The sequence below is a fragment of the Chloroflexota bacterium genome, from assembly GCA_016235055.1.
Lineage (GTDB): Bacteria > Chloroflexota > Anaerolineae > JACRMK01 > JACRMK01 > JACRMK01.
In genome coordinates this window covers 126558-139799 of record JACRMK010000051.1, presented here as the reverse complement: position 1 = coordinate 139799, position 13242 = coordinate 126558, and the positions used below count along the sequence as shown (strand labels likewise).

At 64.8% G+C, this 13242-nt stretch carries 13 protein-coding genes; 7 read left to right on the top strand and 6 right to left on the bottom strand.

The window, feature by feature from the left end:
• Nucleotides 1–2: 2 nt before the first annotated feature.
• Complete coding sequence (locus HZB53_13530) at nucleotides 3–785, bottom strand: hypothetical protein (protein MBI5878665.1); 783 nt, start codon at nucleotides 783–785, stop codon at nucleotides 3–5.
• Nucleotides 782–1324 (bottom strand): O-acetyl-ADP-ribose deacetylase, encoded by a 543-nt coding sequence (locus HZB53_13525; GenBank protein MBI5878664.1) that lies wholly within the window; start codon nucleotides 1322–1324, stop codon nucleotides 782–784. The genes HZB53_13530 and HZB53_13525 overlap by 4 nt, the downstream gene beginning before the upstream one ends.
• Nucleotides 1325–1619: 295 nt before the next feature.
• On the opposite strand from HZB53_13525, the gene HZB53_13520 reads away from it, so the two are divergent.
• The gene (locus HZB53_13520) at nucleotides 1620–3566 is read left to right on the top strand and encodes a glycosyltransferase family 39 protein (GenBank protein ID MBI5878663.1); all 1947 of its coding nucleotides are present in this window, start codon (nucleotides 1620–1622) and stop codon (nucleotides 3564–3566) included.
• A 26-nt stretch (nucleotides 3567–3592) separates the two neighbouring features.
• On the opposite strand, the gene HZB53_13515 is transcribed toward HZB53_13520, so the two are convergent.
• Nucleotides 3593–4027 carry a chromate resistance protein gene (locus tag HZB53_13515; GenBank protein ID MBI5878662.1) on the bottom strand — a complete coding sequence of 145 codons (435 nt, stop codon included), beginning with the start codon at nucleotides 4025–4027 and terminating at the stop codon, nucleotides 3593–3595.
• Nucleotides 4028–4188: 161 nt separating this feature from the next.
• Between HZB53_13515 and HZB53_13510 the strand changes: the two genes are divergently transcribed.
• From HZB53_13510 to HZB53_13500, 3 genes are all read left to right on the top strand, one after another.
• A complete protein-coding gene (locus HZB53_13510; GenBank protein MBI5878661.1) occupies nucleotides 4189–6093 on the top strand; it encodes an aldehyde ferredoxin oxidoreductase family protein in 1905 nt (634 codons plus the stop codon).
• Between the two features lie 70 nt (nucleotides 6094–6163).
• Entirely contained in the window at nucleotides 6164–6919 is a 756-nt protein-coding gene (pgl, locus tag HZB53_13505; GenBank protein ID MBI5878660.1) for a 6-phosphogluconolactonase, read from the top strand.
• A 2-nt stretch (nucleotides 6920–6921) separates the two neighbouring features.
• Nucleotides 6922–7383 carry a maleylpyruvate isomerase N-terminal domain-containing protein gene (locus tag HZB53_13500; protein MBI5878659.1) on the top strand — a complete coding sequence of 154 codons (462 nt, stop codon included), beginning with the start codon at nucleotides 6922–6924 and terminating at the stop codon, nucleotides 7381–7383.
• 85 nt (nucleotides 7384–7468) lie between these two features.
• Here the strand turns inward: HZB53_13500 and HZB53_13495 are convergent, their stop codons facing one another.
• From HZB53_13495 to HZB53_13485, 3 genes are read right to left on the bottom strand one after another with little or no spacing between them, the layout of a single operon-like run.
• Nucleotides 7469–8032 carry a hypothetical protein gene (locus HZB53_13495; protein MBI5878658.1) on the bottom strand — a complete coding sequence of 188 codons (564 nt, stop codon included), beginning with the start codon at nucleotides 8030–8032 and terminating at the stop codon, nucleotides 7469–7471.
• Between the two features lie 25 nt (nucleotides 8033–8057).
• On the bottom strand, nucleotides 8058–8900 hold the full coding sequence (fdhE, locus tag HZB53_13490) for a formate dehydrogenase accessory protein FdhE (GenBank protein ID MBI5878657.1): 843 nt from the start codon (nucleotides 8898–8900) through the stop codon (nucleotides 8058–8060).
• A complete protein-coding gene (locus tag HZB53_13485; protein MBI5878656.1) occupies nucleotides 8897–9310 on the bottom strand; it encodes a nucleotide pyrophosphohydrolase in 414 nt (137 codons plus the stop codon). The genes fdhE and HZB53_13485 overlap by 4 nt, the downstream gene beginning before the upstream one ends.
• 393 nt (nucleotides 9311–9703) lie before the next feature.
• Here HZB53_13485 and HZB53_13480 point away from each other — a divergent pair, with 393 nt between their 5' ends.
• The 3 genes from HZB53_13480 (at nucleotide 9704) to HZB53_13470 (ending at nucleotide 13208) form a co-directional block, all read left to right on the top strand.
• Nucleotides 9704–10999: a hypothetical protein gene (locus tag HZB53_13480; GenBank protein ID MBI5878655.1), complete on the top strand. Its 1296-nt coding sequence runs from the start codon at nucleotides 9704–9706 to the stop codon at nucleotides 10997–10999.
• A 107-nt stretch (nucleotides 11000–11106) separates the two neighbouring features.
• On the top strand, nucleotides 11107–12282 hold the full coding sequence (locus tag HZB53_13475; GenBank protein MBI5878654.1) for a hypothetical protein: 1176 nt from the start codon (nucleotides 11107–11109) through the stop codon (nucleotides 12280–12282).
• 164 nt (nucleotides 12283–12446) lie between these two features.
• A complete protein-coding gene (locus tag HZB53_13470; GenBank protein ID MBI5878653.1) occupies nucleotides 12447–13208 on the top strand; it encodes a hypothetical protein in 762 nt (253 codons plus the stop codon).
• Nucleotides 13209–13242 lie beyond the last annotated feature (34 nt).

Sequence of the window (13242 nt, the reverse complement as noted above, 5' to 3'; positions counted from 1 at the left end):
CGCTACGCGACAGCCGAAAGCGGCTCAATGCGCACCTCGCTCAACTCCAGCAGTTGCCGGTGTTCGATCGCAACGTAGCCGGACGCAAAGTGCTCGCCGCGAACGTCCAGCACACTGTTATCTATCCACGCGCAGAAACCGAGCGGACCGCGCGGCGCGGCGCGCGTCGCAAAGACGCGTTGATCATCCACGAAGAACGCGACGCCTTCGCGACGCCAGTCGATGCGGTAGACGTGCCACTCGGCCAGCGACATCGGCACCGGCGCCTCGCCGCCGCCAACCTGTGTCTGCGCGGCACGGTAGAACAGCGGGCGCAACGGTTTCAGCAGGTACCAGGCCGCGCCCGCCGCAACCAGCGCCAGCTTCGGCACGCGCGGCACGGCGAGCACCTGTGCGCGCCAGCCGGTGCCATGCCCGTTCGGTGACATCGACATAAACGATGGCGGCGACGCGTGAAAGAACCAGATCGCCTGCGGCGAATCGACCGCGCCGGCGTCGATCGCAAACGGGGCGTTCCAGAACCCGAACCCAGCGGTGCCGGACAGTTCGCCGGCCGGGTGCGACGCGCGCGCCCGCACGGTCATACGCAGCGGCGGCCGCCACGGCCATCGGCCGCGCTCGTAGAGGCGGTGGTCGTTCAGTTCGGCATCGGTCAGCGCATCGGACGGCGCCGGCCCGACGACGAGGCTCAACGGGCCGCTGCCCTCGACAACCCGCGCATGTCCGACGGCAAAACGATTCCAGTGCGGCAACGCGCCGCCCTCAAACCGATCGTGAATATTCATGGGCGTTCCGCCGTGCTGTGTGAAAGTTCAGTGGCATAGGTCTCATACGCGGAGCGCCCGAAACAAACCAGGATCGCTTTTTCGAGCACCAAGTCCTCGGACAGTACGTCCCGGATAGTGGCAATCGCAATCCGGGCCGCAGCGGCCAGCGGGAATCCGTATGCGCCGGTGCTGATCGCGGGAAAGGCCACGCTGCGCAGACCGTGTTGGCGGGCAAGCGCCAGGCTGTTACGGTAACAGGCGGCCAGCAGATCGGCCTCCCCGTATGCACCGCCACGCCAGACCGGCCCGACGGTGTGAATCACGTATCGCGCCGGCAACGCGTACCCGCCCGTAAGCTTGGCCTCGCCCGTGGCGCAGCCGTTCAGTCGGCGGCATTCGGCCAGCAGACCCGGGCCGGCGGCGCGATGGATCGCGCCGTCAACGCCGCCGCCGCCGAGCAGGCTGCTGTTGGCTGCGTTGACGATGGCATCCACGCGCAGGCGCGTGATGTCGCCCTCCGCTAGTTCAATTCGCCCGTCTTGTCTGCGCGTATCCATCGTACGTCTCCCGCTTGATTATACAATCACCGGGAGCAGGGCGCAGCCACGGGTGTATTTCAGATTGGGGGCGAGATTTGGCGCATGACCATACAGCCGTCCACATCGTCACTCCCGCGAAAGCGGGAGTCCAGAGGCAACTCTTGGATGCGGGCGCATGGCCATGCGCCCCTACGCGGGCATGACGTGGTGTTAGCAGTCTCCTGGCTTCTCTCCGCCCCAGAGCTGAAACGAACCGGCAGCCACGCCGCACTGCGCGGAGCGGTATGGTTCGTGGTATAGTATCGCGTAGCGTATGATGATAGACTCCGCGCGCTTCGCGTCCCGATACCGGCGGCCCATAGAGTGTGTGCTGTCCATTGGACTGGCATGGACGGCGCAGTGGGTCATGCGTTCGCCGGTGCCTGTGGACGGGCTGGCGCTATTCGCCGCTGCCGCCCTACTGTTCGCGCACAGCATGCGCGGCATCGAACCGCTGAGCGTCCCGCAGCCTCTGCTGGTCGAGCCGCCGGAGACTGCGCGCCCCATCTCCCGGCCGCTGCTCACCATGGCATGGCTGGCGTCGATCATCGGCTTTGCGCTGTTTGTCGCCGAACAGAATGGTTTCGGCTGGCTGCTTTGGCTCGCGTCAATCGCTCTCTTCGTGCCGTCGCTCTGGACACATAACGCTGCACCCTCGCGCTCAACCCGCGCACAGTGGCTGGAATGGGCCATGCTGTTCGTCGTGCTGTTTATCGCGATCGTACCGCGACTGTGTGCCAACGACCAGATTCCAGCCGGTCTCTGGCTGGACGAGGCGCGCGAGGGCATTGCCGCTCGTCAGATGCTAGCCGATCCGACGTACCGGCCGGTCTACATCCCGTATGTCGAGCGACCGGCACACCATATGTACCTGGTCGCGCTCGCATTCGCGTTTCTTGGCGACACAGTATCCACACTGCGGTCGGTTGCGACGGCGTTCAGCCTGCTCAATATGCTGGCGGCGTTTCTGCTCTTCAGGCGATGGTTCGGCGGTGATGCGCGCGGCGGACTGCTCGCCGCGGCGCTGCTCGCGACGATGCGCTACGATCTGACGCTGTCGCGCATCCTGTTCGACGCGAATTCGACGCTGTTTTTCATGTTCACATCGGCGTTCCTCCTCGACCGGGGCCTGCGCAACCGCCACCAATCCGATTTCGCGCTGGCCGGGCTGGTGATTGGACTTGGCCTCGGCTTCTACCTGCCGATGCGCATATATGCGCTGTTGGTGATCAGCGGCGGCATCGCTGTCGCCGCCGCTGCTGCGTGGCGGGCGCGCTCGCTGGCCGCCGTGATGGCATTCCGAGCGCACACACTGATGTTCATCACCGGGCTCTGGCTCGCCAGCGCGCCGATCGTCGCGTACGCCGTCGCCAAACCGGACGTTTTCTTTGACCGCAACAACAGCGCGTCGGTATTCTATGAACGCGCGGAGCCCGACCTGGCGGTCGCCGTAGCATCCAGCATCATCCGCCATCTTGGCATGTTCAACGCGAGCGGGGACGCCAACGGGCGGCACAACCTACCCGGCGCGCCGATGTTCGACGACGCGACCGGCGTGCTCTTCATGCTGGGCGGCGCGCTCGTGCTGGCGCGGCTGCGCCGCGCGCCGAACGCCATCATGCTGGTGGTGTTCGCGGCGATGATGCAGGCGGGCGCGCTCGCTACCGACTGGGAAGCGCCGCACGCCCTGCGCGCCATCGGGATGCTGCCGGCGGCGCTTTACGCCTGCACGTACGGACTGACCGCCGTCATCAAGCTTGCGCGCGAACAGATGGGTGTCCGACCACGCCTCGCCGCCACAGCCGTCACGGTACTGCTCCTCGTCATCGGCTGGAGCAATCTCGACACGTACTTCAACCGGCAGGCGCACGACGACGCCGTCTGGCGCGCGCACTCGATCGCCGAAACGTGGACCGCAAACGAAATGCGCCGGCTGGCGCCAACACACACCATCGTGCTGACCGAGCGCTACCGCGAAGCCCCGACGATCCGCTTCCTGGCACCCGATATCACTCCGGCGCGAACCTGGGATGGCGCGCAGCAGCCATTGGCAACCGATGCGGGGTGGCAGCCCACCGCGATCTTTCTCGACGAGTCGCTCGCCGAGACGGCGCACGCTTTCGCGGTGGTGTATCCGTTGGCGCAGATCAAGACGCTAACGCCGCCGCACGGCGGCGCGCCGGTTATGTACGAGATTCTCCTGCCGGCGCAATCGCCCTAAATGCGGGCGCACGGCGCCCGCTCAAGCTACTTCGGAGCCGTCTGTTCCTGGCAGTAGCGGTACAGCGCGTCCAACGCCGGTAGTTGCAGGTCCAGCGCCTGCGGATCCGGCAGGTCCAGCAGGAAGAAACCGTGCACGATGGCGCGCACACCCTCGGACTCGGGTTGTGCCCCGCGCTGCGCCGACACATCGGCCGCGCGCATGATGTCAGCCATCTTGCGCAACGCCGGATCGCCGAGGTTGTATTTCGCCAGTATGACATCGAAGGTGATGCGGTCGCCCTGCCGCGACAATTCGGCGCGCGGCACAACGAACGGCGTCGCCGCCAGGCGCGCGGCCTGCTCGGCGGCGTCGTTGCCGGCGGCAAAGATAAATTCGGCCGCCGGATCGATGAAGCGTTTGATCAGCCAGGCCGACGCCACGCGATCCATACGAATCCGCTCACGTGTTAGCCATTTCATAGCATGCTCCTCGTGCAAGAGATCGCGGCCATTATACGCCAAAGCGCGGAACACTAGACTTTCGGGGAGTTCGTGACTATAATACAAACCATTGTGCTTTTGTTCACAGCTAGGACAATCGAAGCCACGGGCTAATCCCATTTCCCAACTGGAGGAACGCGATGCACGGTTACGCCGGCAAAATCCTGCATGTTGATTTGAGCAATAGCAAGCTGTGGGTGGAACAACCGGACGAGAAATTCTACCGCACCTACCTGGGCGGCAGCGCCATGGGCCTGTATTACATCCTGAAGCACACGCCCGCCCAGATCGATGCATTCGATCCGCGCAACACGCTGACGTTCTTCATCGGCGGGGCGACGGGCGCGCCGATTTCGGGCAACTCGCGCGTCAGCGTCAATGCCAAGTCGCCGCTGGTCAATGGCATCGGCGACGCGCAGGCCGGCGGCTACTGGCCGGCTGAACTGAAATTCGCCGGCTTCGACGGCGTGGTCGTGTATGGCAAGTCGCCCAAACCGGTGTACCTCTGGGTGCACGACGGCGCGTACGAACTGCGCGACGCGGCCCACCTGTGGGGCAAAGTGACCGGCGACGTGGACAAGATTCTCAAAGCCGAATACAAAGACAACGACCTCGAGATCTTCCAGATCGGCCCCGCCGGCGAGAACAAAGTGCGCTTCGCGGCCGTCATGAACATGTCGAACCGTGCCGCGGGTCGCACCGGCATGGGCGCCGTGATGGGCTCCAAGCTGCTCAAGGCGATCGTCGTGCGCGGCCACAGCAAGCCCAGCCTCGCCGACGGCAAGCTGCTGAACGTCATCCACAAGGACGGCGCCAAGAAAACGGTCAACGAGTTCACGTTCGGCCTGCTCGGCACGCCGGGGGTCGTCATGGGCCAGCAGGCCGGCGGCGGCCTGCCGACCCACAACTGGGATGCCGGCGTATTCGACGGCGCGCAGGACATCAGCGGCCAGCGCCTGTACGATGAATTCCTGCTCAAGCGCGAGACCTGCTTCGCCTGCTCCGTGCGCTGCAAGCGCGTGGTGCAGGAAGAGTCGCTCAAAGTCGATCCTGTCTACGGCGGTCCCGAATACGAGACACTGGCCACGTTCGGATCGTACTGCAGCGTGCGCGACATGCCGGCGGTATTGAAGGCGAACGAACTGGCCAACGCTTACGGCGTGGACACAATCTCCTGCGGCGCAACCGTCGCGTTCGGCATGGATCTGTACGAGAACGAGGTTATCGGGCAAGCCGAAACCGGCGGCGTCGACCTGCGTTTCGGCAACGGCGCGGCGATGCTTGACATGATGATGAAGATCTTCAACCGCGAGGGCTTTGGCAACGTGCTGGCCGAAGGCTCGGCGCGCGCGGCGAAGATGATCGGGCACGGCGCGGAGGACTACGTGGTCGCGTGCAAAGGCCAGGAGTTCCCTGCGCACATGCCGCAGGTGAAACGCTCGCTCGGCCTGGTCTACGCCGTCAACGCGCACGGCGCCGACCACGAATCGTCGGAACATGACACGTCGTACATGCCGAACTCCGGCGCGGCGGCGCTCGGGCGGCTGCACATGCTAGGGTTGGACAACCCGCAGGACAAGTTCGTCCTGAACCAGGAGAAGGTGCGCTTTGCCTCGCGCACGATGAACCTGTACGGCGTGCTGAATTCAGCCTGCCTGTGCAACTTCGTCTTTGGCGGCTCGTGGCAGTTGTACGGGCCGGAAGAGATGCTCAACGTAATCAATATGTCGGCCGGCTGGAACATGACGATGGACGAAATGATGACCGTCGGCGAGCGGCGACAGTTGATGATGCGTGCGTTCAACTCGCGCGACGGGTTGAAGCGCGCCGACGACGCGCTGCCCACGAAGATGTTCAAGCCGCTGACCGGCGGAAAGAGCGACGGCATCGCGCTGACCGAAGCCGAGTTCGACGCCAGCGTCGAGTACTTCTACAATGAAAATGGCTACGACGACCGCGGCATCCCGACCCGCAGCCGGTTCGAGTCCGTCGGCCTTGGCTGGGTCGCCGACGAGGTCGAAAAGGTCGTCCCGCTGACCAAGTAGGCACGACTGCATGGCATTCGACGAGCCCCGGCCGGGTAACTGCCGGGGCTCTGTCGTTTCGACTGCCCACATGATGACCAACGTACAGGTTCTACCCTCTGCTGCCGCGCTGGCGGAGATGGTCGCCGCCGGCATCGCCGCGACGGCTCGTGACCGCATCGCGCGCACCGGGCGGTTTGCGCTCTGCCTGTCGGGCGGCGGTCCGCCGCGCGCGTACCACCGGCTGCTTGCCCGCCCGGAGCTTGCGGGCACAATTGACTGGAGTCGCGTTCACGTGTTCTGGAGCGACGAGCGTGCGGTGCCACCTGATCATCCGGAGAGCAACTACGGCATGGCGCACGAGACGCTGCTGCGTTTGGTGCCGATTCCGGCCGACCAGATCCACCGCATCGAGGCCGAACGCGGAGCACAGACCGCAGCCGAGCGCTATGAGCAGGTACTGCACCGAACTTTCGGCGCCACCGGATCGACCTTCGACCTGGTATTGCTCGGTATGGGCGACGACGGGCACACGGCATCGCTCTTTCCTGGCAGTCCGGCACTGCGTGAAGCGACGCATTGGGCGCTGGCCGTCGCGCACGACATCCCCCCACCGCCGCTGCTCCCGCGCGTGACGCTGACGCCGGCCGTATTGAACCGCGCCGCGCGGGTCTGGATAGTTATCAGTGGTGCCGGCAAAGCCGCCCGCGTGGCACAGGCACTGCGTGCGCCGCGCGTCCTCCCTGAACTGCCGGTGACCGCCATACAGCCGGAATCCGGGCCGCCGCACTGGTATCTTGACGCGGATGCTGCCGCGCAGCTCGATTCATCCACAAACCGGGAGTAGTCATGAGCGCCAGCGACCTGATCGAGCACCTGGAAGCGGAGCACCGGGCGATGCTGGAACTGGTGCAGCAGTTCCGCGCTGCCGACTTCGAGCGATCGATCGCCGGCAGTGACTGGACGGCACTCGACGTATTCGCTCACCTCGCGCACGGCAGCAGCGAAGCAGTGAAAGCGCTGGCGGACCTTGCGCGCGGACAGCCGATCAGCATGGGCATCGACCGCGAACACGCCGGCAAGCCCGGTCGCGGCATGCCGCTAGCGCGCATCATGGAGGAGTTTCGCCGTTCGCACCGCTCGCTGGTGGACGCGCTCAAGCGCGTGCCGTCCGGCAGTTTGCGCGCCGAGACAGCGCAGCGAACCGCAGATGGCGCGTCGATGAACGCGGCGTGGGTCGTCGCGCATGTCATCGAGCACTACGCAGCACACTACGAGGCGTTGAGCGGCGCACTGGACACGCCCGACTGATGCGCGACGCCGTCTGAAACAAGAAAACCGCACCGGACCAGGGGCCGCGCACGGTTTTGTGCTTGCGCGAGAGGGCGCGCGCTGCTCAGGAGCCCAGCACCAATTCGTGCTCGACGACATACTCGCCCGCGCCGGCGATACGCGTCACCAGCACGCGTCGCGCCTCGAACAATTCATACGGAAAGGTGTCAGTCGTCAACTGGTTTGGGTCGAAACTGATGTCCTCGATGCCCTCCAGAGCGGTTACCAGCGACGGCAGCCATCCCGACGTGTACAGCGGAGCGCCGCCGGCGGCCACCAGTACCTGTTCACTCATCGCCGCGAACGCACGCAGCGCCGGCGTCAGCGTGATGCCCCAGCGCAGGCTGCGGTCGCGGCGGCCAGGCGCCTGCCACTTGACCAGCGAGTTGGCTTCGACGATGATCCGCGCGCACGCCAGCGTGATCGGCCGGAACAAGCTCAGGAACTCCTCGAGCGCCTCCGGCGGGGCCACAAAGCGCTGGCAGGTGAGGTGCACCGGCTCGGCACGGTGGCCGCCACAGCGACGCTGCAACTGGGCCAATCGCGCGTGCAGCCGGGGCAGATCGCTGTCGGCTGCCAGCAGCACGCAGTAGTCGCCCGGTCGTGCCGGACGCGCATGTGCAAACATGATCGCTTTCGTCCTGCGCCGCGCGCTACGTCTTGGCCTGTCCCTCGCCGCCGACGCCGGCATCACGCGCAAGCGTCAGCAGTTCCTCCAGCAGCACCACCTCGTCAGCCAGCGGCTCCTCCGCGTTGACGCTCTTCACGTCCACGCAGCGATCCACCTGCAGCGGCCAGGCTGCGCCGCATGTCGCGCAGCGCATGCGCCGGAAAGCCGCGCCGTCGCGGTGCTCACCCAGGGCGGGCGCGCTGCCGCACATCGGGCACGTGTCACGGCCCCAGGCGGCTTCGTGTGCGCGCACCAGTGGCTCGAACGCAGTCGCAAAGGCGGCCATCGTAGGGCGCATGGCCAAGCGCGCCAGCGTGGCCAGCAGTGCGGCATCAAGTCGGTTGCGGTCGGCCAACTCAGCCAGGTCAGCGTCTTCGCCGGTGGTCAGCCGGCCCATCAATTCGCCCCAGTCGAGCGATTGCTCCTCCACCGCATGCCGGATCCTGGCGGCGTCCACGCCCCGCGCATACGACGGGTCGCGGTCGGCGCGATAGCCCTGGAACCACGACAGGCGGCGCGGGTTGAGGTCCGACGGTACCTTGCCGAACGACTCGGTGGCCAGGCACAGCTTGACGAGAAGCGCGCGTATGGCGTCCTCATCGAGACCAAGTGACTCACCCGGCAGGATCGGCTCGCCGGCAGCGAACTTGCGCGCCACGCCGTCGGAATCCAGCGGCGGCGGGTCGACGTGCGGCTCTTCATCGATGAGCGCCGCAACGAGCGCGCCGTAGTAGTCAATCGCCGGAATGAGGTCCGGCGCTTGTCGTCGGGCCGACTGCAGGCGAGCCTGCAGCGCTGCGTGTCGTTCGTCGCGAGAGGTGCTCATGAAAGATCGTTTGCCTGTCGGTCTGCGAATTCTCCGGCCCGCATCGGATCCAGAATTCGTTCGATGTCGGCCGGTGAGTATGTCGGCGGTTTGATGACTTTGCCCAGCGCATTCTTGCGCACTTCGCCGCCGGGCCACAGCTTGGTCATGTTGCTGCGGTGAACTTCATCGAAAAACGGCTCAATGTCAATGCCATACGCGTTGGCCGCGCCCAGCACCACATAGAGCAGATCGCACAACTCCTTAATCGAATCCGCCAGGTGGCCGGCTTCGCTGGACAGCCGGAACTCTGCGGCTTCTTCCTCGATCAAGTGCAGGCGCAGGCGCACCGCATCGGGCGCCGGTATGCACGGGCCAGGCGGGTCGTCCAAGCCATACGCCTCGTGGAACTGCTTCACTTTTTCCTGCATAGAATTCATCCGCGCGCGACCTCCCCGGCGCTGAGACGGGACCGCGCGGGCTGCCATCACGCGCGCGAGTAGATTGTAGCACACCCCGGCCCGGTTGGGCGAAAAGCACGTCGCCCGCGCAACACGGCGGCGATTGAATCGTGATCGCCACGGGTTGTCAATGCCGTTTCTCCGCAAAGCTACCTGCTATTCATGGATCGGACATCGAAGAACGCATCTGTTATACGAGGGTTTCCAGGGATTGGATTGTCCAATGCGAGAGATCTCTCGGCCTATTTTGGCTATTTTGCTGGCAAAATACGTGGAAATCGCTGTATCGTTTCTTGACCAGCATCGTTCTAGTCAATGACGTTGAAAATCCAGTCAGTAATAATCTACCGGGAGGAAACTAGTATGAAGCGCACCATCCAGCGCATACCCGTTGTTACCCTGTTGGCAGTATTCCTTTTTGTTGTCATGGGAATCATGCCAGCCATGGCTGCCCTGACGAGCGACACGGCACGCTACGCCCCATCGAGCGGCACAGGTACGGCCACCAGCACGGACACCGCGACCGCCACGGCCACCAGCACGGACACCGCGACTGCCACGGCCACCAGCACGGACACCGCAACGGCCACGGCCACCTGCGCGCCGTCGTCGCCGAGCTCCGTTGGTTCGGGCGGCTGCACGCCGACCGCCACCGCCACCAGCACCGTAACCGCGACGGCCACCTGCACGCCGTCGTCGCCGAATTCGGTCGTGCCGGGCGGCTGTACGCCGACCGCCACCAAGACCGCGACGGCCACCGCCACCTGCGAGCCGTCAGCAAGGAGTACCGGCGCGTCGGACTGTACGCCGACCGCCACAGCCACGCGCCCCGCCGAGATTCATGTGCGCGGCACGGTGAAAGAAGTGATCACCGGCAGCGTGACGATTGATGACATGACCTTCCAGACCGACGCCAACACGAAGTACGAGCCGAACGCCGCCGCTGTTGTGGTTGGCGCGTATGTCGAGGTCGAAGGCTACAAGTTGCCCGGGGAAGGCACGATTCTTCTCGCCAAGGAAATCAGCGTGGAGCACGCGCCAGGCGCCGAGGTCGAGAAGATCGAGTTCCGCGGCCCCATCCTGTCCTTCAGCGATACACAGTGGGTTGTGGCCGGCAAGACGCTGTCAATCACGGCGCAGACGGTCATCAGCGGAACGCCGGCTGTGGGCGCCATCGCCGAAGTGAAAGCATCGAGACTGTCAGACGGCACCCTGGTCGCCTTGAAGATCAAGGTTGAGTCGGCCAAGCACGAGACCGAACGCGTCGAATTCAAGGGCATCATCAGCGCCTTCAGTGACACCCAGTGGACGGTCGGCGGCAAGAACGTCATCGTGGACGCCAATACGGTGATCAGCGGCACGCCGCAGATCGGCCTGATGGCTGAAGTGCGCGCCATCAAGAGCGGCGCCATCCTGACGGCAACCAAGATCGTCGTGCAGAAACCGGAGCCGCAGAAGGTCGAGTTCAAGGGCACGATCACTGCGATCAACGGCAATACGTGGACCATCGGCGGCAAGACCGTCACGGTCGATGCGCAGACGATGATCGACGAAAGCCACGGCGCGGCCAAGGTCGGCGCAACTGTCGAAGTGCTAGGCTCCATGATGGGCGATGGCAGTGTGCGTGCCATTCGCATCCAGGTCGAGCGCAGCAAATAGCCAGACCATCTTCTTTCACCCCCTCCAACCCCTCTCCTGCGCTGCAGGAGAGGGGCACTCTGTTTGTAGCGCCTGCCCGGAGCGGGCCACTTTTACGGAGAAAACCTATGAGGCGTGTTTTGGCGGTGCTCGCGTCCTGTGCAGCGATGGCGATGGTCGTCGCGCTGGCGGGCGCGCGCATCGCGAATGCCGGGCTGTCGCTGGTCAATATTTCAAACACATCCACCGACTCGCGCAACCCGGCGCTCATCGTAGCGCCCAGCGGCGCCGAGCATGTCGTCTGGGAAGAAATGGTGGACATCTCGCCGACGCTCAGCGTGAAATACGTCTGGCACCGCTGGTGGAACGGCGTCTTATGGTCTCCGGCGATCACCGTCGGTACGGGCAGCCGCGCCGCGCTGGCCGTCGGGCCGGGCAACACGCCGCACGCCGTCTGGCTGGATGATTTTGGCGGTTCGCCCAGTGTGTTCTATAGCAACTGGAACGGTTCGACGTGGGCCATTCCCAAGCAGATCGCGTCTCTGACCGGGTCCGCCAGCCAGCCAGTCATCGTCGTTGATGCGGCCAATACGGTGCGGGTCGCGTGGGGTCAGTTTGACCCGCTGCTGCCCGGATATCGCCTGTACTACGCCACGGCAACCGCAGGTGGCGCGGGCGCGTGGTCGGCCGTGCCGCTCAACGGAGCTGCCGGCGGCAACGCGCCGAGCATGGCGGTCGACATGACCGGAACGCTTCACATGGCCTGGCAGACCGGCGGCTTTGGCAACGGCGAGATTTACTACGGCACACTCGTCAACACGAACACGGTTTCAATAGCGGAGAACATCTCGCAATCACCTGGCATCGATTCCAAGTGGCCTTCGCTGGCGCTCGGCGTCGATGCCCGGCCTGTGGTGGTGTGGGGCGAAGTCGTATCTAGCCAGTACGACATCATGGCCTCAGTCCGCGGCGGCGGTACATGGACAACGCCAGGCAACCTATCCAACAGCGCAGGCGCGGACTCCGGCGTCCCGCGCCTCGCGCTCACCGGCAGCGCGATGACGGTCGCCTGGAACGAGGCGACAGCCACCCCAAGTATCATGTGGGCGCTTGGATCGGGCGCCAGTTGGGGTCCGGCGAAGAACCTCGTTGTGGGCGGCGGCGGCTGGCAGGCTGTGTCACTGTTTGGCGCACCATCTGGAACTGCGTACTACGCTTACGACGGTGGTAGCGGTCCCAACGGTGACGTGTTTGCCGATTCGCTGGCGCTCGCTCGCACATTCCTGCCGGTCATCCGGCGCTGAGACTGCCGAGCGCTATCGCGGTGCTACCGCCTGGCAGCCTATCTGTACCAAGGTACTATTAACGAAACGCGCCGCGCCTGTATCCTATGTGCATGGCGGCGCGTTAGGGCTTATGAATACGTATTCTCGACCAACTCAATTTGCCCGAATAGGAGACGATCGTAATGAAAAGCCATTTGCTACGCCTGTCGCTCGTCGCGTTCCTCGGCCTGCTCCTGGTGTCGCTGGCCGGCCTGCGGCCGGCGCTGGCCGCATCCGCGCCGGGCGGTGAAACACCCGATGTAGCGTTCACGTACAACATGACGCCGACCGTGGGAGCGCACGTTGAGTTCAAGGGGACGGTCGAAGCGGTCGGCGCGAACAGCCTGACCGTAAACGGAAAGGCAGTGACGACCGACGCGAACACGAAGTTCAAGCCGAACGTGGCCGCCGTCGTCGTTGGCGCGATGGTTGAGGTCGATGGCGTGTATCAGGCCGACCTAACGATACTGGCCACCGAAGTGGAAGTGAAGCAGGCGAGCGGCGAATTCAAGGGTCTCATCGAGTCATTTGGCGCGACCCAGTGGGTGGTCGGCGGCAAGACGTTCGTCATCGACGCGAACACCCAGATCAAGGGCACGCCGGTTGCCGGGCGTATGGCTGAGGTCAAGTATGCCAAGCAGCCCGACGGCAGCCTGCTGGCGCTGAAGATCGAAGTCAACTCGTCGAAGCCACGCCGATTCGAGTTCACGGGCGTGCTCAAGGCGATGGGCGCGACCGAGTGGAAGGTCGGCACGCGCGTCGTCCAGGTTAGTCCGTCGACCATCATCAAGGGCACACCGGCCGTCGGGCGCTATGTCACGGTCAAGGGTTCCCGCAGCGGCACCACGTGGATGGCGACGTACGTGAAGGTTGGGCGGATGGCGCCGGCCCGCTTCCGCCGCTAAGCCGCTAGATCGCAAATAGCAAGAGCCGGCTGAA

Bases quoted from the DNA above. Each gene is read 5' to 3' on its own strand.
- HZB53_13530 (MBI5878665.1), bottom strand. From the start codon at position 785: ATGAATATTCACGATCGGTTTGAGGGCGGCGCGTTGCCGCACTGGAAT.
- HZB53_13525 (MBI5878664.1), bottom strand. From the start codon at position 1,324: ATGGATACGCGCAGACAAGACGGGCGAATTGAACTAGCGGAGGGCGAC.
- HZB53_13520 (MBI5878663.1), top strand. From the start codon at position 1,620: ATGATGATAGACTCCGCGCGCTTCGCGTCCCGATACCGGCGGCCCATA.
- HZB53_13515 (MBI5878662.1), bottom strand. From the start codon at position 4,027: ATGAAATGGCTAACACGTGAGCGGATTCGTATGGATCGCGTGGCGTCG.
- HZB53_13510 (MBI5878661.1), top strand. From the start codon at position 4,189: ATGCACGGTTACGCCGGCAAAATCCTGCATGTTGATTTGAGCAATAGC.
- pgl (MBI5878660.1), top strand. From the start codon at position 6,164: ATGATGACCAACGTACAGGTTCTACCCTCTGCTGCCGCGCTGGCGGAG.
- HZB53_13500 (MBI5878659.1), top strand. From the start codon at position 6,922: ATGAGCGCCAGCGACCTGATCGAGCACCTGGAAGCGGAGCACCGGGCG.
- HZB53_13495 (MBI5878658.1), bottom strand. From the start codon at position 8,032: ATGTTTGCACATGCGCGTCCGGCACGACCGGGCGACTACTGCGTGCTG.
- fdhE (MBI5878657.1), bottom strand. From the start codon at position 8,900: ATGAGCACCTCTCGCGACGAACGACACGCAGCGCTGCAGGCTCGCCTG.
- HZB53_13485 (MBI5878656.1), bottom strand. From the start codon at position 9,310: ATGCAGGAAAAAGTGAAGCAGTTCCACGAGGCGTATGGCTTGGACGAC.
- HZB53_13480 (MBI5878655.1), top strand. From the start codon at position 9,704: ATGAAGCGCACCATCCAGCGCATACCCGTTGTTACCCTGTTGGCAGTA.
- HZB53_13475 (MBI5878654.1), top strand. From the start codon at position 11,107: ATGAGGCGTGTTTTGGCGGTGCTCGCGTCCTGTGCAGCGATGGCGATG.
- HZB53_13470 (MBI5878653.1), top strand. From the start codon at position 12,447: ATGAAAAGCCATTTGCTACGCCTGTCGCTCGTCGCGTTCCTCGGCCTG.